At 63.8% G+C, this 18777-nt stretch carries 24 protein-coding genes; 4 read left to right on the top strand and 20 right to left on the bottom strand.

Annotation, left to right across the window (positions count from 1 at the left end; translation table 11 throughout):
* Positions 1-75: 75 nt before the first annotated feature.
* A complete protein-coding gene (locus GGQ74_RS01485) occupies positions 76-375 on the top strand; it encodes a hypothetical protein (RefSeq protein WP_342448566.1) in 300 nt (99 codons plus the stop codon).
* A gap of 256 nt (positions 376-631) precedes the next feature.
* Positions 632-1459 (top strand): glutamate racemase, encoded by an 828-nt coding sequence (murI, locus tag GGQ74_RS01480; protein WP_167939774.1) that lies wholly within the window; start codon positions 632-634, stop codon positions 1457-1459.
* A gap of 73 nt (positions 1460-1532) precedes the next feature.
* On the opposite strand, the gene GGQ74_RS01475 is transcribed toward murI, so the two are convergent.
* The 13 genes from GGQ74_RS01475 to GGQ74_RS01415 form a co-directional block, all read right to left on the bottom strand.
* Positions 1533-1841 carry an AzlD family protein gene (locus GGQ74_RS01475; protein WP_167939773.1) on the bottom strand — a complete coding sequence of 103 codons (309 nt, stop codon included), beginning with the start codon at positions 1839-1841 and terminating at the stop codon, positions 1533-1535.
* On the bottom strand, positions 1828-2526 hold the full coding sequence (locus GGQ74_RS01470; protein WP_209280048.1) for an AzlC family ABC transporter permease: 699 nt from the start codon (positions 2524-2526) through the stop codon (positions 1828-1830). The genes GGQ74_RS01475 and GGQ74_RS01470 overlap by 14 nt, the downstream gene beginning before the upstream one ends.
* A gap of 56 nt (positions 2527-2582) precedes the next feature.
* Positions 2583-3422, bottom strand: coding sequence for an AraC family transcriptional regulator (locus GGQ74_RS01465; protein WP_167939772.1), 840 nt, complete (start codon positions 3420-3422; stop codon positions 2583-2585).
* Positions 3423-3608: 186 nt separating this feature from the next.
* On the bottom strand, positions 3609-4634 hold the full coding sequence (gene ilvC, locus GGQ74_RS01460; protein WP_167939771.1) for a ketol-acid reductoisomerase: 1026 nt from the start codon (positions 4632-4634) through the stop codon (positions 3609-3611).
* A 98-nt stretch (positions 4635-4732) separates the two neighbouring features.
* Complete coding sequence (gene ilvN, locus GGQ74_RS01455) at positions 4733-5212, bottom strand: acetolactate synthase small subunit (protein ID WP_167939770.1); 480 nt, start codon at positions 5210-5212, stop codon at positions 4733-4735.
* A gap of 9 nt (positions 5213-5221) precedes the next feature.
* Positions 5222-6919, bottom strand: coding sequence for a biosynthetic-type acetolactate synthase large subunit (gene ilvB, locus GGQ74_RS01450; RefSeq protein ID WP_167939769.1), 1698 nt, complete (start codon positions 6917-6919; stop codon positions 5222-5224).
* A gap of 1 nt (position 6920) precedes the next feature.
* The gene (locus tag GGQ74_RS01445; RefSeq protein WP_167939768.1) at positions 6921-7148 is read right to left on the bottom strand and encodes a DUF465 domain-containing protein; all 228 of its coding nucleotides are present in this window, start codon (positions 7146-7148) and stop codon (positions 6921-6923) included.
* A gap of 47 nt (positions 7149-7195) precedes the next feature.
* Positions 7196-7483: a DUF167 domain-containing protein gene (locus tag GGQ74_RS01440; protein ID WP_167939767.1), complete on the bottom strand. Its 288-nt coding sequence runs from the start codon at positions 7481-7483 to the stop codon at positions 7196-7198.
* A gap of 34 nt (positions 7484-7517) precedes the next feature.
* Complete coding sequence (locus GGQ74_RS01435; protein WP_167939766.1) at positions 7518-8024, bottom strand: DivIVA domain-containing protein; 507 nt, start codon at positions 8022-8024, stop codon at positions 7518-7520.
* A gap of 15 nt (positions 8025-8039) precedes the next feature.
* A complete protein-coding gene (locus tag GGQ74_RS01430; protein ID WP_209280047.1) occupies positions 8040-8324 on the bottom strand; it encodes a YggT family protein in 285 nt (94 codons plus the stop codon).
* Positions 8325-8424: 100 nt separating this feature from the next.
* Positions 8425-9132, bottom strand: coding sequence for an HAD family hydrolase (locus GGQ74_RS01425; RefSeq protein ID WP_167939764.1), 708 nt, complete (start codon positions 9130-9132; stop codon positions 8425-8427).
* A gap of 45 nt (positions 9133-9177) precedes the next feature.
* On the bottom strand, positions 9178-10014 hold the full coding sequence (locus GGQ74_RS01420; protein ID WP_167939763.1) for a hypothetical protein: 837 nt from the start codon (positions 10012-10014) through the stop codon (positions 9178-9180).
* A gap of 20 nt (positions 10015-10034) precedes the next feature.
* Entirely contained in the window at positions 10035-10445 is a 411-nt protein-coding gene (locus tag GGQ74_RS01415) for a hypothetical protein (protein WP_342448565.1), read from the bottom strand.
* A 186-nt stretch (positions 10446-10631) separates the two neighbouring features.
* Here GGQ74_RS01415 and tatA point away from each other — a divergent pair, with 186 nt between their 5' ends.
* Positions 10632-10829 carry a twin-arginine translocase TatA/TatE family subunit gene (gene tatA / locus GGQ74_RS01410; RefSeq protein WP_209280046.1) on the top strand — a complete coding sequence of 66 codons (198 nt, stop codon included), beginning with the start codon at positions 10632-10634 and terminating at the stop codon, positions 10827-10829.
* Between the two features lie 140 nt (positions 10830-10969).
* Here the strand turns inward: tatA and GGQ74_RS01405 are convergent, their stop codons facing one another.
* From GGQ74_RS01405 to GGQ74_RS01380, 6 genes are all read right to left on the bottom strand, one after another.
* Complete coding sequence (locus GGQ74_RS01405; protein WP_167939762.1) at positions 10970-11554, bottom strand: CDP-alcohol phosphatidyltransferase family protein; 585 nt, start codon at positions 11552-11554, stop codon at positions 10970-10972.
* A gap of 98 nt (positions 11555-11652) precedes the next feature.
* Positions 11653-12573: a hypothetical protein gene (locus tag GGQ74_RS01400; RefSeq protein ID WP_167939761.1), complete on the bottom strand. Its 921-nt coding sequence runs from the start codon at positions 12571-12573 to the stop codon at positions 11653-11655.
* 93 nt (positions 12574-12666) lie between these two features.
* Positions 12667-13854: an S-layer homology domain-containing protein gene (locus GGQ74_RS01395; protein WP_209280045.1), complete on the bottom strand. Its 1188-nt coding sequence runs from the start codon at positions 13852-13854 to the stop codon at positions 12667-12669.
* Between the two features lie 36 nt (positions 13855-13890).
* Positions 13891-14880 (bottom strand): hypothetical protein, encoded by a 990-nt coding sequence (locus GGQ74_RS01390; RefSeq protein WP_167939759.1) that lies wholly within the window; start codon positions 14878-14880, stop codon positions 13891-13893.
* 94 nt (positions 14881-14974) lie between these two features.
* Positions 14975-15847, bottom strand: coding sequence for a tetratricopeptide repeat protein (locus GGQ74_RS01385; protein ID WP_167939758.1), 873 nt, complete (start codon positions 15845-15847; stop codon positions 14975-14977).
* Positions 15844-17019, bottom strand: a complete 1176-nt coding sequence (locus tag GGQ74_RS01380; protein WP_167939757.1) for an N-acetylmuramoyl-L-alanine amidase — start codon at positions 17017-17019, stop codon at positions 15844-15846. The genes GGQ74_RS01385 and GGQ74_RS01380 overlap by 4 nt, the downstream gene beginning before the upstream one ends.
* Before the next feature lie 241 nt (positions 17020-17260).
* On the opposite strand from GGQ74_RS01380, the gene GGQ74_RS01375 reads away from it, so the two are divergent.
* The gene (locus tag GGQ74_RS01375) at positions 17261-17785 is read left to right on the top strand and encodes a SixA phosphatase family protein (RefSeq protein ID WP_167939756.1); all 525 of its coding nucleotides are present in this window, start codon (positions 17261-17263) and stop codon (positions 17783-17785) included.
* A gap of 75 nt (positions 17786-17860) precedes the next feature.
* Here the strand turns inward: GGQ74_RS01375 and miaA are convergent, their stop codons facing one another.
* Positions 17861-18775 carry a tRNA (adenosine(37)-N6)-dimethylallyltransferase MiaA gene (gene miaA / locus GGQ74_RS01370; protein ID WP_167939755.1) on the bottom strand — a complete coding sequence of 305 codons (915 nt, stop codon included), beginning with the start codon at positions 18773-18775 and terminating at the stop codon, positions 17861-17863.
* Positions 18776-18777 lie beyond the last annotated feature (2 nt).

Raw genomic sequence — 18777 nt, 5'->3', positions numbered from 1 at the left:
AATCCTCTTCGGTTGAGTTATCGGGAACCGACATGCTTATGCCCGAAAGTTACGGCTGTCAAAGCCCGATGCGGGTTGATACCCGCCGAGGCCCACGCCGCCCGGCTTTTCGCCAACCATCCACACCACCGTACGGCAATGCTCACCATCCGCTGCGCGCGCTGCAAGACAAAGCTCTGGAAGTACAACAAGCTCGGAAAGGGCGAGGTGCTGCGCTGTCACAAAGCGCGCATCGAGCGCATGCTCGACGCGATTGCCGAAAATGGCAAAATCTTGTGTCCCTGCGGCGAAACCATCGGTTTCGACAAGGGCACCTTCTACAGAATGGTGCGCAAGGCCTTCGTCTACTCGGGGGAGAAGGTCGCCAAGCTCTGATCGCCAAACCCTGTTTGCACGACTCGGCCACCGGATGTAGCCCACAGGCGCTCATTGCGTAGCCCGGAAGTCGGACACGCGAACATGCGCCAGTTCCCAACGCCTGCGCCTGTGAGCATTCCCACGGCGCGACGTCCGCAGACCCGCTCCAGCGCAGCGTTCCCATCGGGATTGACTCCCGCCTCGGCCGGGAGCAGTATCCCCCCGCGCGCGGAGCTTCCGCCGCACAGGCAATCACCTCCAACAGGCAACACGTATGGATACCACTTCCCTGCCCATCGGACTCTTCGACTCCGGCGTCGGCGGACTGACCGTGCTCAAGGCCCTGCGCCGCCGCATGCCCAGCGAAGACCTCATATATCTCGGAGACACGGCCCGCCTGCCCTACGGCACCAAGGGACCGGACACCATCACCCGCTACGCCCTGCAGGCCTCCGCGCGTCTCGTGGAGCGCGGCATCAAGGCCCTCGTCATCGCCTGCAACACGGCGACCTCCGTGGCGCTCGACGCGCTGCGTGCCGAGTATCCGGATATCCCGGTCATCGGCGTGGTCGAGCCGGGTGCCCGCGCTGGCGTGGCCGCATCGACCAACGGCTCCATCGCCGTGGTCGCCACGGAGCGCACCATTCGCGGCGGAGCCTATCAGCAGGCCATCACCCGCCTGCGCCCGGACGCGACGGTGACCGGCGTCCCCTGCTCGCTCTTCGTGGCTCTGGCAGAAGAGGGTTGGACGGACGGCCCGCTGGTCGAGGGCATCGCCGCGCGCTACCTCGACCCCGTCTTCGCTCCCGATCCGGACGGCCTGCCTACGCCGGACTGTCTGGTCCTCGGCTGTACGCACTTTCCGGTTCTCGCCCCGGCCATCGCCAATGTCGTCGGCCCCGGCGTGGCCATCGTGGACTCCGCCAAGACCACGGCCGACGCAGTGGCCGAGGAGCTGGACCGCCTCGGCGTGGCCCGCACCAGCGACACCGGCGGTAGCACCTTCCTCTCCACGGACGACGTGAAACGCTTCGCCCGCACGGGCAGCCTGTTCCTCGGGCGCGAACTCCGCCCGGACGACGTGGAACTCGTCGATCTCTAGAAACGCAAAAGGGGCGGCCTTGGGCCGCCCCTTCTCTTTTCGGAACGTGCGGGCATCGCCCGCGCCATCCCGCCTAGACCAGAAAATTCCTTTCCACCGCCACTACGGCCATTCCGGCGAGCATGGCAACGAACACGTTGCCCGTGCGCCACGCCACGAGAACGGTCAACGCGGCACCAGCCATTCCTCCCGCACCGGCGGCAAACACCGACGGAGCGACCAGCGACACCATGATCGTCCCCGGCAGGGCGTCCATGGCCTTACGGATGCGGCCCGACTGCGGCAACCGCTCGGCAAGCAGCAGCCCCCCGGCCCGGAGCGAATAGGTCACCAGCGCGCACAGGGCAATGGCACCGAACATCATGGACTCAGTCAGTTGCATGTGCGCCTTCCTCCTTCTCCGGCATCAGCATGGCGACCAGCGCACCAGCCACGGCACCGACGACGATGTACCACTTTCCCGGCAGCGCCTGCGCGCTGATGATGGACACCGCAAGCGCCACGATCCACGGCAGGGCGTCGCTACGCCCGCGCCACAGGCTGACGGCCAGCGCGGTAAACACCGCCGTGAATGCAAAGTCGAGTGCCAGCGCCTCGGGATTGTCCACGATGGACCCGAAGGCCTCGCCGACCATGGTCCCGGCGCACCACGCCGTCAGCACACAAAGGCCGCCCCCAACGAGATAAGGCACCGTCGCCTCGCCGCGCTTCCACGCGACCATGGTCACGGCCCAGCTCTCGTCGGTGACGAGATGCGCGGACATGAGCTTGCGCGCCACGGACGACTCCCGAAACAGCGGCTCCAGCGAGGCTCCGGCCAGAAGATAGCGCATGTTGACCACCAGCACGGCCAGCGCCATTTCCGCATACGGAAGCGGCGCGTTCCACATATCGAGCATGACGAACTGCGACGACCCCGCAAAGACCATCACGTTCATCAGCATGAGCACACCCCACGCGACGCCCTTGTGCGCGGCCAAAACGCCAAGCACGCTTCCATAGGCCGCAACGCTGGCGGACACGGGCAATGTCGCGCGGATGCCATCCACGAAACCTTTCTTCATCATTTCCTCCTTGAGGAACGTGATAGGCTGGTCGGTCGGAAATTTCTTGAACGAAATTGCTACGGGCGCACGATCTGTCGTCGATACGCACCAGGAGTGACGCCATGCATGGCCTTGAAGCGCCGCGTCATGTGGCTCTGATCGGCAAAGCCCGAGGCAAGGGCGGCCTCGGCGGGGGTGGCTCCGTCCTCCATGGCGCGCCGCGCGAGTTCCACGCGCCGCTGGACGAGATAGGCATGCGGCGACAGACCCGTCGCCGCCTTGAACACGCGCAGGGCATGATACTTGGACAGCCCGGCCACAGCGGCGAGATCATCGAGGCTCACACCCTCGGCGGCATGGGTCCGCAGATATTCGACAAGACGCCCCGCCTGCGCGGCCCCGCCGCGAATCAGACCGTCTGCGGCTGCGGCGCGGGCATGGCGGGCGAAAAGATCACGCAAGGTCAGGATGAAGGCGGACTGCGCCGCCAGCAGGTCAGATCCCGGCGCTTCCAGAAGCGTCAAGGCCCGGTCGAAGCGCCCAGCCAATTCAAGGTCGCGCACATCGGGTGCCGCGAAAAGCAGCGGCGCATCGGCCAGCGGATGCCCGGCGAAGGCCTCGCGCAGGAAATCCGCACTCACGTACGCGGCGCGATAGGCGTAGCCGCTTTCCATCTCGGCACGCCCGGCATGCACGTCGCCGGGATTGATGGTGTACAGGGTTCCGGCCGAGGCGAAGCGCGTATCGTCGCGATGCAGGAAACGCTGCACGCCCCACTCCACGACGCCGAGCACGTACTCGTCGTGCACATGCGGCTCATAGGCGTACGAGGTGAAACTCGCAGCCAACAGCCGAACATCGGCGAAACCCGGAGCGGTCCACAGCCGCGCGACGTTTGTCCCTGTTGTCCGTGTCATACGCACCACCACGCCCATCCACGCATGCCGCACGCCGGGTTCCGACGGAAAGGGCAACACGGGGGATGGCGCGTGCAATCCATGTCGGCGCGGGCAGACCGCGCCGCGAAAAAGGGGGCCGCATCCGCATTGGGACGCGGCCCCCGCCACATTTGGTGATTGGAGCGAAGGGCCGTGGCCCGTTTGCTACTTCTTGAGCCAGGACATCATGCCGCGCAGCTGCGCGCCGACCTGCTCGATCTTGTGCTCGGCGGTCTGCTTGCGCATGGCGTGCATCTGGGGCTGACCGGCGAGGTTCTCAAGGATGAACTCCTTGGCGAAGCGGCCGTCCTGAATCTCGGCCAGGCACTTCTTCATCTCCTTCTTGGTCTCCTCGGTCACGATGCGCGGACCGCGGGTGAAGTCGCCGTATTCGGCGGTGTCGGAGATGGAGTAGCGCATGTTGGCGAGGCCGCCCTCGTAGATGAGGTCAACGATGAGCTTCACCTCGTGCAGGCATTCAAAGTAGGCGATCTCGGGCTGGTATCCGGCCTCGACCAGCGTCTCGAAGCCGCGCTGGATGAGCTGGGACAGGCCACCGCACAGCACCACCTGCTCGCCGAAGAGGTCAGTTTCGGTCTCTTCCTTGAAGGTGGTCTCGATAACGCCGGAACGCGCGCCGCCGATGCCCTTGGCGTAGGCAAGCGCGATGTCGCGAGCCTTGCCGGAGGCGTCCTGATGCACGGCGAACAGGCAGGGCACGCCGCCGCCCTCGGTGTACACGCGGCGCACGAGGTGGCCGGGACCCTTGGGGGCGACCATGACCACGTCCACATCCGCGGGCGGCACGATCTGGCCATAGTGGATGTTGAAGCCGTGGGCGAAGAAAATGACGTTGCCGGGCTTGAGGTTCGGCAGGATGTCCTCGCGGTAGACCTTCGCCTGCACCTGATCGGGCAGCAGGATCATGATCACGTCGGCCTTGGCGGCGGCCTCGGCGGCGCTCACAGGCTCGAAGCCATGCTCGCGGGCGAGCTCGTAGTTACGGCCGCCGGGACGCTGACCAATGATGACCTCAAGGCCGGAATCGCGCAGGTTCTGCGCGTGGGCATGGCCCTGGCTTCCGTAACCGATGACGGCAATGGTCTTGCCCTTGAGCAGTTCGAGGTTGGCGTCCTTCTCGTAATAAATCTGCATTGGTATCCTCTTTTCGTGTTGCTGTTGTGTCCCCATGTCGAGACGAAAAATCAGCCACCGGCACCCCCCGGCGACTGATTTCCGTAAAATCGGGATGTCTTCGCCGGGTCCACTGCCCGGCGACTCATCCAAGGTTACTGCATGCTTCTGCGCATGGCAACCGTACCGGTCCGGGCAATTTCCTTGATGCCGAAACGCTGTAGCATGGCTACTACCGCCCCTACCTTGTCCTTGTCGCCAGTGGCCTCGATGGTCATCTCGTCGTGGCTCACGTCCACGACCTTGCAACGGAAGATGTCGGAAATACGCAAGATTTCCGCACGGTTCGTCTCCGTCGCGTTGACCTTCACCAGCACCATTTCACGCTCCACGGCCTTGCAGTCGAGCATATCCACCACCTTGATCACCGTGACCACCTTGCGCAACTGCTTGATGATCTGCTCGATGATGGCGTTTTCGCCCACAGTGGTAATGGTCATGAGAGAAACGCCCGGCTCCAGAGTGGGGCCGACGTTGAGCGACTCGATGTTGAAGCCACGGCCGCTGAACAGACCGGACACCCTCGAAAGAACGCCGGGCTCGTTTTCAACCAGAATGCTGAGTACGTGTCGCATCGATTCTCCCTACACCAGAAGCATTTCGTTGAGCGATGCGCCTGCGGGCACCATCGGATACACGTTCTCCTCGGGGGCGACATGCACGTCCACGATGACCGTGCGGGGAAGCTCGATGGCCTCCTTGAGCACGGGGCGCAGCTCCTCCGGACGGGTGATGCGGAAGCCGGACGCGCCGTAGGCCTCGGCCAGCTTCACGAAGTCCGGAGCGAAATCCATGCAGGTGGCGCAGTAGTTCCGGGCGTAGAACAGTTCCTGCCACTGGCGGACCATGCCCAGATAGCCGTTGTTCAGGATGATGATCTTGACCGGCAGGCCATAGCACACGGCCGTGGCCAGCTCCTGAATGTTCATTTGGATGGAGCCGTCCCCGGCGATGTCTATGACCAGTTCGCCGGGAAAGGCGACCTGAGCGCCGATGGCCGCCGGAAAACCGAAGCCCATCGTGCCCAGGCCGCCTGATGTGAGAAGCGTACGCGGACGGCGATATCTGAAGAACTGCGCCGCCCACATCTGGTTCTGCCCCACCTCGGTGGAGATGATGGCGTTTCCGCCCGTGAGGTCATAGAGGGTCTCCACGACCTGCTGGGGCTTGATTATCGTACCATTTGCGCCGTTGTAGGTGAGCGGATGGCGCTGCCCCCACTCGGCGAGGCGTTCGAGCCACGGGGTGTGATCCCGGACGAATCCCTCCTGTGAAAGACCCTCGGCCACGTCCTGCTTCAAGGCTTTGAGCGTTGCTGCGCAGTCGGCGACGATGGGCACGTCCACGGAAACGTTCTTGCGGATGGATGTGGGGTCCACGTCGATGTGGACCACCTTCGCATTGGGCGCGAAGGACGAGACTCTGCCGGTGACGCGGTCATCGAAACGGGCACCGACGGCAATGAGCAGATCGCATTCCTGCACCGCGCGATTGGCGGCATATGTCCCATGCATGCCGAGCATGCCGAGGAACAGCGGGTCGTCACCGGGAAAGGCTCCAAGCCCCATGAGTGTCGTGGTCACCGGAATGCGCAGATTGTGGGCCAGCCACGTCAGTTCCGCATGAGCATCGGAACTGATGACTCCCCCACCCGCGTAGAACAGCGGTTTTTCGGCGGCACGGACGAGGTCCAACGCCTTGGAAAGCTGCTTGCGGTTGGGTTCGACGGTGGGCCGGTAACTGCGCAGCTTGCACGAGCGAGGGTAGCGGTATTCGGTTCTGGCCTGCGCGACGTCCTTGGGCAGATCCACCAGCACGGGACCGGGACGCCCGGTCCGCGCGAGGTAGAATGCTTCCTTGATGACGCGGGCCAAATCCTCGACGTCCTTCACGAGGTAGTTGTGCTTGGTGCATGGGCGGGTGATGCCCACGATGTCCACTTCCTGGAAGGCGTCGTTTCCGATGAGGCTGGAAGGGACCTGCCCGGTGAAGATGACCACCGGAATGGAATCCATGTAGGCATTGGCGATGCCCGTAACGGTGTTGGTGGCTCCGGGGCCAGAGGTGACGAGACACACGCCCACCTTGCCGGTGGCGCGGGCGTATCCGTCTGCGGCGTGAATGGCGCCCTGCTCGTGTCTGACGAGATAGTGGGTAATCTCGGGATGCTTGGGGATTTCGTCGTAGATGTCGATGACGGCACCCCCCGGAAAACCGAAGATGCTGTCCACCCCTTCCTTCTTCAGACTCTCAAGCAGTATCTGTGCCCCGGTCAGCTCCATATCATGCCTCCGCCTGAAGCCTGTCGAGAATAGTCTGGAGTCTGGTCTTGCCCGAAAGCTTCTTCTTCTTGAGGTCCTTTATGACGCGATCTTCCTCGGGTGTCCGGTAGGCCTTCTTCTCAAGCTTATCGAGCTGCTTCTCGTAAAGCTGGTGCTCCTCCCAAAGAATCTTAATCTCGGGATTCTTGTCGGAAAGCTGAGCGATGATTTCAAGATCCTTCTTTTCCATGAGCCTACTCCTTTTGACTTATGGTTCCTATCGTCTCACCCCGGGCGTCACACGGGCCACTGGGGTTCGGATCCTGTTTCAAGCACTATCGTCTTCCGGCGGCTTTTCTCGCCTTTGGCTATCCGGATGTTACCCTTTCTTACGCCGAACGTGGATGCCAGAAATTCCGTCAACGCCTTGTTGGCCTTGTTCTCCACTGCCGGGGCCATGAGCCGGACCTTCAGGCAGCCATCGTGGATGCCATCCACCTCGCTGCGCTTGGCTCCGGGCTGGACCCACACGTCCAGCTCCCAGCAATCGTCGTTCTTTCTGCGCACATACTCGGGCTGCGTCATTCGATCATCTATTGGCGGAAAACAAAAAGGCGGACTAAGCGCCCGCCTTCTGTATGAATTTCAGTTTCTGCTCGGCGGCGTCGAGCGTCTCCTCCTCCTCCTTGTCGAGCTCCATCATGCGAAGATGGGCCTCGACTATGGAGCGCAGCTTCACTTCGAATTGCGTCCGCTGCTTCTTCAGCTCCGAGATGTCGCCGTGTATCTGCGCCAGCCGATTGTGCGCCTGATTGAGCAGGGCCTCGGCCTTGGCGTTGGCGGCGTCGATGATGAGCTGCGCCTCGCGCTGGGCGGTGGCCTTCAACTCGTCCACCATCCGCTGCGTCGTGACGAGGGTGTCCCGCAGGGTCTGCTCCCTTCCGCGATGCTCGGCCAGAGCCTGATCAAGCATCGCGATGCGGTCCTCCAGCGCCTTGTTGGTTTCGGACAACTCGCCCAGGGAGTCCGCGATCTCCTGCAGGAAGGCATCGACCTCCGCGCAGGTGTAGCCGCGAAACGACCGCCCGAACGCCTTGTTGAGAATATCAATTTTCGAAACCGACATGCAGGTCTCCTTTGCCTACATCATGGCCATGGGAACGTAGCCCTTGATGACGATCTCAAGGAAGATTATGGCGAAAATAACCACGATGGGGGAGAGATCCACCCCGCCCACGAACACGAAGGGCAGCCAACGGCGCACGCGGTAGAAAACCGGCTCCGTGGCGCCGCGCAGGAAGCGCACGACGGGGTTGTAGGGATCGGGGCGCACCCAGGACACCAAAGCCGAAATGATGACGATCCACTTGTAGAGATTCAGCGCCATCAGGATAACGAAAATCAATCCGTTGAAGATCGGACCCATCATTCCTCCAGGAATTTCAAACGCTCTCCAGAAAAATCAATGGAGTCGCGGGTAAAAAATTGTTCGCATATCCCCACTGAAGTATCAAGGGTTAATTTCCCTACGCGAAGAAGTGGGGGCGCTTTCCGTTTTTTCCCAGCACGCCGCCGTTCCCGGCCGCACGCATCACGCAGCGGCGAAGGCTCCAGAAATCGTTCAGAAACATGTCCGCCTTGAGCAGTTCGTTCCTGTACGCCCAGAACGGCACGCCCGCGGACTCCGCGACCTCGGCATCAATGGAGGTGTCGCCGACGTAGGCGATCTCGGTCGGCTGCACGTTCCACGAGCCGAGGATGTGGTACATGCCTTCCGGATGGGGCTTGGGCGTCACGTTACCCGCGGTGACGACCAGTTCGAAGTACTGGGCGAGGTCGAAGCGGTCCAGAACCATCTCCATGGTGTTGGTGCGATTGGTGTAGACGGCCATGCGCAGGCCGGCGGAACGCAGCGTGGGCAGCAGCTCATAAAGCCCCGGCGAGGGCACCATGGCGGGAATCAGCTCGCGATAGTCGATGCTCTTCCACACCTCGCGGACCTCTTCCTCGCGCTCGGCCGGAGTGATGTAGGCAATGGATTCGCGCACGGCATGGGCGTGGACGTAGTTCTCCTCGTCCTCGTTCATCGGGGGCATACCCAGCCGCTCGCGGATGAGATTATAGAAGCGGCGGTTCAGGCCCATCGTATCGAAAAGCACGCCATCGCAATCGAAGACGATGCCCTTGAGGCCCTTGAGGAAATCCAGTCCACAGAAGTCGTTGCACAGAAACATGTGTCCATCCTGTCGTTCATGCCGCCCGAAGGCGGCGGTCAATCATCAATCGCCAAGCGCAACGAGAACCGTGCGTTCAGCGGCAAGCCAAGGCATGTCCGCAGGCTCGGAAGTCCTGCCCGCAAGACGGTAGCCGGGGCACGTCACCATGGCGAGGCTGTCGCCGTCGCCAAGCCCCATGGCCTGCGCGGCGGCGGCCAGTTCGGGCGTGGCGGGGGCAAGCTCTATGCCCATCTCACCCCACATGGCAAGGACGTTCGGCTCCCGCACAAGCAGGACATCGTCCGTGCCAAGGAAGAACAGCATGGATTCGAGCACGCCCTTCCACGAATCATCCTCACCGTAGGGCGACACGTCGCCAAGGGCGGTGAAATCGTCGGCGTCGATGTGCTCAAGTTCATCGCGATCCTCGGGGTCCAGCCCCACGGTCATGTCGAACTTCTCCCACGCGCTGTCGAGACCGGTGTCGAGCGAGCCAAGCTCGCGCAGGCGCTGTTCGCGCACCCACGCCAAAAGCAGCACGGCCTGCGCCTTGAGCGCGGCCTTGCGGCCCTCCTCGGCCTTGCGACCATTCGTGGCGGCGTCCATGGCGAACAGTTCGCTGGCGATGTCCATGGTGGAGCCGGAAAAGAAATCCTCGCTGCTGGCGGCAAAGGCGCGCATATCTCCGGGCGTGCGGAACATCTCGGCGTAGCCGGTGGCCTGTCCCAGCCACTGCCCGGCGGTTTGCCTGTCCAGCGGAAGGGCCTCGGGTGCGTAGCGGAACTCCGGCTCAGGGCGGCCGATGCCGGGATCGAACAGAACAGCCCCGGCGGGCACGCCCTGCGGGCCTTCCGGCGAATGCATCTCGGGAAAACAGATGAACCTGCGTTTCGTGTTCATATCGGAGTCACCTTGAGTGTTCAGATGTTGTCGTCGTTTCGACCATCGCGCACCCCGCGCGACGGGGTGCGAAAACGGGAGCACTGGCCCTCGCACTCGGGCAGCGCCTTGAGACACAGAAAGCCCAGCGCCAACGCGCAGCCGGCCACGCCTTCCCATTCGCCGGGGACGTAGTCCGGGCAGTCGATGCCGGTGCGGACGAAGCGTTCGAGAAATGTCTGCCAGATGCGTCCGGCAAGTTCCTCGTCAAGGTTGAAGGCCTCGGCCCTGTCGAGAAAATCGTCGTAGGCGTTTTCCAGATTGGAAAGCATGGAACACCGGAAGCGTTCGTGATAGCCGGGATTGGCCATCTCCTCGTACAGGCAGCGCCCCATGCGAAAGTACATGCAGCGGTCACCCGGCAACCGCCGAATGTTGTTGTTCTCGTCCACGGCAATCTCCCGTTGCGGCATGGGACATGAGATCCCGCCCCAACAGGGCGGATCGATGGGCAAAATCTTTCAGGGATCGCCCGAAATTTCAAGCCATTTTCGGTGCCATCTCCAGCCCGGCGCTGCCTTGACCTCGCATTTTGCCAAGTGTATAGGCACAGACAATACTCACACGGAGGCATTGCAATGATCGGCGGATTAGGAATCTGGGAGCTCCTGATTATTCTCGTTATCGTGCTGGTGATCTTCGGTGCCAAGAAGCTGCCCGAAATCGGCGGCGGCATCGGCCAGGCCATCTCGAACTTCAAGAAGGCCACCACCGAACCCAGCGAAATCGACGTAACCCCCAAGAAGGAAAAGGAAGAAGACAAGGACAACGCCTAGCGTTTCCTTCGTTTTTCCAGCGATAAACAGGCCCGGCCACCTTGCGGCGACCGGGCCTGTTTGCTTTTCGCATATCGTGCCGAACGCCGACCGTCCAAAAATCCGTCGCCACCCCACTGCGACCTTCGCGCCGCATCAATCTACGCCGCCCCACTCTCACCGTCCCCGTTACTCGGAAACAGCGCCAGCCCGCGCATCACGTAATCGATGCCGGTCAGGGCGGTCATGATCGCCACCGCGTAAACCAGAAACTCCACGACGTAGGGCAAGGAGAACAGCCCCACCTGTCGCACGAGAATCAGGAAGGTCAGGCCGATCTGCCCGGTGGTGTTGAACTTGCTGAGCCACGAGGGATGAATCTCGCGCCGGATGTCCACGCCCCAGAAAGTCAGAAGCGCCAGCCCGCCGACGATGATGAGGTCACGGCTTATGACCATCACCACCAGCCACGCCGGCACCCAGCCGGAGATGCCGAGGCAGAGAAACGCCGAGCTGATGAGCACCTTGTCGGCGAGTGGATCGAGCATGGCCCCAAGCCGCGTCCGCTGATGCAGCACGCGCGCCAGCAGGCCGTCCGCCGCGTCAGTCACCCCGGCAAGGGTGAACAGCGCCAGCGCCATGTCCACCTGCCCGCCGATGAAGGACATCACGAAGCCCGGTGTGAGCAGTATCCTCGTCACAGTGAGGATATTGGGAATGGTCCAGTTGTTCTCTCGGAACTGCATTGCCTTCCCCGCATGAAACATGAAGGAGGAAAGGTGGATGTTCCGCCGTTGCGGAAGCATCCACGCGATTCACTCCATTCATTATACAGGAAAAGGCGTCAAGGCAAGGCTTCGAAGGAATAGGAAAGTCCGCGCGAAGGGAGATACGCATCAAGACGCGCAACGAGTGCGTCACGGTCAAGGGTGGTCACCTTCCACATGGCGGCGATACCATCGGGCAGCATGTCCACCCTGACGAGTTCGGCGGACTCGCGCGCCTTCTCCCACGTGGAGAGTTCCGCATCGAACCCCTTCACTCCATCAGCGGCATACCATCCGCGCACCGTCAGCGTCAGCGAGGTCAGCATTCCGGCATCGGCGCCGGGCCGGGTGAAGTGGTGCGCCCACAGGCGAATCCACAGCGCATCAAGCTCCTTGTCCACCTCGGTCCACGATTCGTCGGCAGACGAAATGGTTCCGCTCCACAGGCCGTCCTCGCCAAAAACGAGACTCACCAGCGGCTCCGCCCCGGTTCGCGCATACACGCCGGTAAGGCTCTGCAAACGTCCCAACTCAGCCCATGCGCCGGACGCGTCGCCGGACAGGCGCAGCTCGAAGGGACGGGTGCCACGCACGGTGTAGAACACGCCGAGGCGCTTGAGTTCCTTCTTGAGGGCGGGCCGATTCACAGTCACGTCGAGACGCAGGGTCTTCAGACGGCCCTCGCCATCCTCGGACTCCTCGAAGCCGAGTTCGGAATAGCTCTGCACGTAGTCGCGCGCCGTCACGGCGAGACGCTCGCGCAGGAGGGCGCTACGCTCCTCGGACAGCTCGCCCGGCAGAAGCGCCAGCGCATCGGCATGCACGGCGCGGACGAAACCGGCACCGAGCGCGTCTGCGCGCCCGCGAATGGTGGACTGTTCGTCATCCGGCCGCCAGGAGACGGCGACCTCCGCCGCAAACGCGGAGGAAACACAGGGAAACGCGGCAGCGACAAGCGCCAGCCCAACGATCAACAGAACGAATGTGCGATGTCTCATGGCCCAGCGAACTACACTTTTTCGGTTTGAATGAAAAGCGGTGCGGCATCCGGAGTCCCGTCGCCGCACCGCGCAATGTCTGCCCTTACGCCGCTAGAACAGCGCGAGATCACGCTTGAGCCGCTGCACGGCAAGCAGCGCATCCACGCCGGACACGCCGTCGAGTGGCCTAAACGCCCCGGAGCGAAGGTCCGTCCCCATCACGCCGCGCGTGGTGCACAGCATGATGGCATTAAAGGCGGGATGATCGCCGCGCACGTCGGCGATGGTGCTCTTGATGCCGATGAACTCCGTGGCCAGCCTGTCGCGCCCGGTGGCCCGAACGATGACGTCCTCGAAGACCATGGCCGCCTCGGCGCGGGTAACGATGTCATTGGGGCGGAAACTGCGGTCCGGGTAGAGATCGAGTCCCTTGACCCCGAAATTAAGCACCTTGTCGATGTCGGAGCGCAGCGGGTGTCCGGCGATGTCCGTCACCGCGTTGGCCGTGTCGAGGGCCAGCTTCGCGCGCTTCTGGTCCGGAGTGGCGAACGGCTCGACACGCGGCTGCCCCGTGACGCTGTAGAAACGCGCCACGTCAAGCTCCTCCACCAACAGCGCCGCAAGATCGGCGCGGGAAATAGCACGAACCAGCGCCACGCGCTTGCCTACCACGGTCCCCGGCTCGGCGCGGTTCACGTCCTGCACCACGCGCCAGCGCTCGCGCGCGCGGTCCATGTAGCCCCTATCGAGCTGGAGCACACGGGCGAACATCCGCTCTGCCTCGGGAAATTCCAGCGCCTGCACATAGGCCTCGCCAGCCCAGAAATGCAGCGCCGGGGACAGTGCGTCGATTTCGAGACCACGGTCGAGAATCTCCGCGACCTCGTCCATGTAGTCATCGCGGTCAAGGGCTCCTGCCGCGCGCATGGCGGCGAGGGTGCGGATGTCCATGATCTCCGGCCACATCCGGACGTCGGTGGGCAGATCGTCGTCATCGGCGGCGTCACGGGCGTCGTCGATAAGGTCGCGCGCCTCGTCAAAGTCCCCGGCGAGGGCGAATACATAGCCCTTTCCGGCCAGCGCGGGGGGATATTCCTCCTCCATCTGCAAGGCCAGATCGAACTGCGCACCGGCACCGGCGGCATCGCCCTCATCCAGAAGGCGCAGACCGTTGTTGAAGTGATGAGCCGGGCTATCAAGCAGCCCGGACGGAGTCCTCGGTCCCTGTCCGCCGCAACCGGCCAGCACGAGCACCGCACCAAGAGCAACGAAAACGAGAATCGACCTGACTGCGTGCATGCGTACTCCTCCAGAGTTTCGCCGCATGGGTGAAAACTAGTCCAGAACGATGACGACGCGGCACTCCGCGAGATACTGCGGGCTTTCGGCAGCCGCGCGAATCATCTCCGCCGCGTCGTTTGAAATAACAAGATCAGTCGAGGCCGCGCCCTCGGCCCGAAGCGCCATGACGCGCATGGGATTGCGCCCCACTCGGTCACTGGCGGCGGCGCGGTCGAGTTCCTTGGCGTATCCGGCCATGCCCTGTTGAATCGCGTACTCGCGGCCAACCACGGCGGTGCCGTAGACCTCCACGCCGTTCTCGTCGAGAATGCGCGGACTCATGGCCGGACGCACGCCAAGGCCCCGGGCATCCACCACGAGGCCCGTGAACGGCCCCGCCGGAACCACGGGCGCGGCAGGAGCAGCATCGGCAGCAGGCAGCCCGTCGACGGCGGCGGAATCCTGCACGGCCGGGGCCTGCGGCGCTGCGGGCGCGGGAACGGCGGGCCGGGCGACCATAGTCGCCCGCGGCAGGAACCGGGATTGCGTGGGAAGCAACACATCGGCCAGCGGACCACGCAGGCTCAACCCCACCGTGACCTCGACGGAACCGTCGGACATGTAGGCGGTGTCGAGTATCTGGGAATTCTGGAGCGCCCCGCGAATGCGCGAGACGACGACGTCGCTCGACACCATGAAGTTCTCAACCGTGGACGTGGAATCAATGTGCACGCCCATCAGCAGTTCCAGCAGATTCCTGCGGGCGATGACCGTGGCGGCGCGCTTGGCCATGCCCCTCGCCTGCGCGAGATTCGCGGGATTGGCTGGCGGCGCGCCGATGCCGGTGGCGGTCACCAGTCCGCTCTGCCAGTCCACGGAGCCGGGCGCGGCCTGCACGGGCATGGTCTGTTCGGGAATCGTCTGACCAAAGGTCTCCTGCGCGGGGAGAGTCGCCTCGGGCGCGGCCTCCTGCGCGGCGGCCGGTCCAGCCAGCGCCCACAGCCCAAGCGTGACGACCATCGTGGCCGTTGCCAACCATTTCATATTCGTTCTCCTCGATTGATGCAGCATCCGTACGGACATCGGGGCAGTCCGCCTCGGCGCAAGGTTCAACGAAACGAGTACCTTGTGGAGCCGCTCAACGCAAGTGGTGCAAGGCCGCGCGATTGTTCGGCTCCCACCGCAGCACCTCTCGCCACAGTCCGTCGGCCCTTTGGAAATTCCCTTCGGCGGCCGCACGCTGCGCGTCCTGCGCCACAATGGCAGCCATGCTCGCCCTCGCCTCCTCTCCGGCAGGTCCGGGCAAATTCGCCGCGCGCATCCAAGCCTCCATGGCGGCGTCACCCCGCCCAGCCGCATGCCGTACCCAGCCCAGTTCCACAAGCGCCAGCCCGTAATCGGGCCGCAGCTCCACGGCCCGCTCAAGCTCCAGTTCCGCGTTGGCGGGCATGCCCATCCGACGATAGGCCAACCCGAGACGGTAATGCAGGTCCGGATCGCCACCCCGCAGGCGCACGGCCTGTGCGGACCGTCGCAACAGGTCCACGGCGCGGGGCATGTCGTTGGCCGCCGCCCGCACCACGCCGAGCAGATACAACGCATTGGCGTTGCCGGGGTCCGCCGTGAGCACTTGTGCGAAAGCGACCTCTCCGGCCCGCGCGTCACCGCGCTCAAGGGCGAGGATGCCCGTCCACGTCAACGCGAAGAGATTGTCCGGATCACTCCGGAGCACACGGGCGAAAAGCTCCCCGGCCTCGGCGAAGCGTTCCTGACGCGCCACAGCCACCGCCCACTGGTTGAGCACGAAGACGTCACCAACATTGTGCTGCGCGGCCTGCGAAAACAATTTCTCGGCCCGCTCCAGCTCGCCGTGGTACAGCGCGTCCGAACCGGAAAAAACAAGAGGATCGACGCCGTCCGCAGCGCTCGCCCCATGAAGGGATACGACACACGCCAGCAGGACTGCGCCAAGCGCCCCCGCCGCGCACCAAACGAAACGCCACACGCTCATGCCCCTATCCCCGAGCCATGCATGGCAAACAGACCATCGGCCACGGCCTGCGCAATGCGCTGACGTACGGCGGAGTCCCGCAGCAGTCGTTCCTCGTCCGGGTTGGAAATGAACCCCGTCTCCAGCAGCAGCGCAGGCATACGCACCTTGCGCAGCACGAAAAAATCCGCGCTGTGCGTCCCACGGTCCGGCCACGGTAGCGCCTCGGCGAGCGTCATTTGCATGCGGGACGCGGCGGCGGCGCTCACGGCCCAATACCGCCGCCGTTCGAAGCGAAACAGGATGTCCTCCAGTTCGAGAAATCGACGCGGCCCGTCCTCCTCCTCGAAACGCACCACGGAATTCTCGTACAGGGCAAGCCGCGCGGCCTCGCGCCCGGACGCCGCCTCCGAACAGGAATAGGTTTCCACGCCCCGTGCCCCACGGCGCTCACCCGCGTTGACGTGCAACGACACGAAGATATCCGCGCCAACCCGATTGGCGGCGGCGGTCCGTGCCGAAAGCGGCAGAAAATGATCGGCCGAACGCGTCAGAAGCACCTCGGGGCCGGAAGCGTCATGCATCATGATGGAGCGAATGCGCAGGGCCACATCCAAAGCAACATCCTTTTCCTTCAGCCCACCGGGACCGACAGCCCCGGAATCGAAGCCGCCGTGTCCGGGATCAAGCATGATGCGATTCACGCGGAACGCGCCGCGCCCCGTGCCCTCATGCGTTCGCGACGATTCGAGGAATTCGCGACGCTCGGCCTGCGCCCGCAGCTCCAGTTCCGATAGCGGGGCGTCGCCCGGCGTGCCCGGCATATCGCCCTGTACACCGGCAGGCCGCTGCGAGAGCATATCGAGCATCATCCGGGAGTAGGTGTCCGTCGGCTCAAGGGTCAGCGCACGGCGAAAAGCCTGCCCTGCCCTCGCGAAGTCATCACCCGCCATGTGCGCCCGGCCCAGAAGTCCCCACAGCCACGGCTCGTTCGGCGCGGCGCGAACGGCCTGTTCGAGGATGTCCACGGCGGCCACTACGTCTCCGGACTCCAGCGCATCCTGCGCACGAAGCCCCATATCGAGCGGTGTCGGCACAGACGAAGCGCCCCACGAGGCGGCAATCGGACGCGAAAATGCCCACATGCCCGCTACGGCCAGCCCGCGCAGCACCCTGCGTCTATCGTCGCGCATGTCGAGTCCACACACCGCGTCCTCCCTACAATGCGGCAGAATATCCCCGCCAACGACACTTCATGCAAAATCCATGAAAGGAACTGGAGCAATCCCTTTCTTCTCATGAAGCGCAGGCCTTGCACAACATCCTGTTGCCCGGAAACAGGGCGTCTGCTACTGCTTGGGCATCGTGTCGCAAAGCACGGGCGCAGGCCCGAGCCAAGCGCACACGACGATACGGCAAAATCGCCAAGGAGGCATGATGCTTCTCTATCTCATGCAACACGGAGCCAGCCTGCCAAGCGAGGCCGCGCCCGAGGAACCGCTCAGTCCCATGGGCCTTGAGCAGGTGGAAAAGAGCGCGGCGGCCACGGCCCGCATGGCCATCACCTTCGACGCCATCATCGCCAGCCCCAAACTCCGCTCCCGCGAAACAGCCGAACTGATGGCCCGTGCCACGGGCTTTCCCGTGTCCGAGATTCGAACCGCGACGGAAGTCAAGGCCATGACGCCCGCCCACCAGACGCTCGAACTGCTGGACGCCCTCGCCGACGCGCAATCCGTGCTCGTGGCCGGACACATGCCCAACCTCGCCAGACTGGCCAGCCTGCTCCTCACCGGAGACGACCGCCCCCGCGTGGCCGTGCACAACGCAGGCCTCATGTGCATCGAAATTCCCGGCCCGCGCTCGCGCAGGGGCACCCTCGCCTTCAGCCTCACACCGCAGCAGCTCGTGCTCATCGCGGGCAACCGCAGGGTCTTCGACAGCGGCTCCCTCGGCTGAACACTTTCCTGAAAGCGAAAGGCTCCGGACGCATCATCGCATCCAGAGCCTCTTCATTTCGAAATCCAGCCAGCCTCACGCGCCGAAGAACTCCGACGCGGCGTGGATCATCGCCTCGTGTTCGCCGGGGCGGAACCATCGTATCTGCGGGTCCGCGTTGAACCACGTCAACTGGCGCTTCGCATAGGCGCGGGTATTGCGGCCCCACAGCGCCTTGGCCTCTTCGAGGTCTATCTCGCCATGCAGATGAGCCAGCAGCTCCGCACAGCCAATGCCGGACCAACCCGGAGCCTTGGGATCGTCGTTGCGCCCCATGGCGCAGCGCGCCTCCTCGATGGCCCCGGCCTCCAGCATGAGGTCGATGCGCCGATACAGGAAGGGCGTCAACTCGGGAAGCGGCATGCCCACACCGAGCTTGAGGCACTTGAAATCACGCGCGGCGGCCGTATCGGCCTGCCACAGCGAAAGCGGCCTGCCCGTGGCCTCGAAGACCTCCAGCCCACGCATGATGCGCTGGCGGTCGTTGGGGTGCAGGCGCTCGGCCAGCACAGGATCGACCCTGCGCAACTCGGCATGCAGCGGATTGGGACCGCGCACCTCGCAGGCCTCGCGAATACGCTCGCGAATGTCCTCCGGGATGGGCGGCACATCGGCCAGCGGCCGCAAGAGCGCACCGAGATACAGCCCCGTCCCACCGACGAGAATGGGCAGATGCCCACGGGAGCGGACCTCGGCAATGGTCGCTAGCGCCATGTCCGCATAGGCGGACGCGCTCATCTTGGCATCCGTGGACAGGAATCCGTACAGCAGATGCGGACACTGCGCGCGCTCCTCGGCCGAGGGCTGCGCCGTGATGATGGGAAAATCCTCGTAGACCTGACGGGAATCGAAGTTGACGACCTCGCCGCCAAGCGCCAGCGCAAGGGCGATGGCCGCACTCGTCTTGCCCGCGCCGGTTGGGCCGGGAATGCACAAAATGGGTGTGGACATGG

This window comes from Desulfobaculum xiamenense (genome assembly GCF_011927665.1).
GTDB classification, from domain to species: Bacteria; Desulfobacterota; Desulfovibrionia; order Desulfovibrionales; family Desulfovibrionaceae; genus Desulfobaculum; species Desulfobaculum xiamenense.
The sequence above is the reverse complement of the archived record's forward strand: the minus strand, read 5'-3'. Positions and strand labels throughout refer to the sequence as shown.